The sequence below is a fragment of the Citrobacter sp. Cb031 genome (assembly GCF_030336725.1).
Classification (GTDB): Bacteria; Pseudomonadota; Gammaproteobacteria; order Enterobacterales; family Enterobacteriaceae; genus Citrobacter; species Citrobacter braakii.
In genome coordinates this window covers 1-203 of the sequence record NZ_JAOWDA010000013.1, presented here as the reverse complement: position 1 = coordinate 203, position 203 = coordinate 1, and the positions used below count along the sequence as shown (strand labels likewise).

Genomic DNA, 203 nt, shown 5'->3' with positions numbered 1-203 from the left:
GGGAGGATTCGAACCTCCGACCGCTCGGTTCGTAGCCGAGTACTCTATCCAGCTGAGCTACGGATGCATCAGGGAAACTTGCTTTACTGCAGACTTGATGTCGCTGCTAAAGCGCTATCAAGTAAGATGGTGCATCCGGGAGGATTACTCGGCTGCGCCTCGCCCTGCGGGCCGTTGCTGAAGCAACGTTATCCTCCCTGGTA

Annotated in this window: 1 tRNA gene and 1 other RNA gene; both read right to left on the bottom strand. The window is 56.2% G+C overall.

Annotation, left to right across the window (positions count from 1 at the left end):
- A tRNA-Arg gene (locus tag OGV93_RS01260) sits at positions 1-59 on the bottom strand.
- Positions 60-127: 68 nt separating this feature from the next.
- A non-coding RNA gene (locus OGV93_RS01255) (RtT sRNA) lies at positions 128-203 on the bottom strand; the annotation flags it as partial.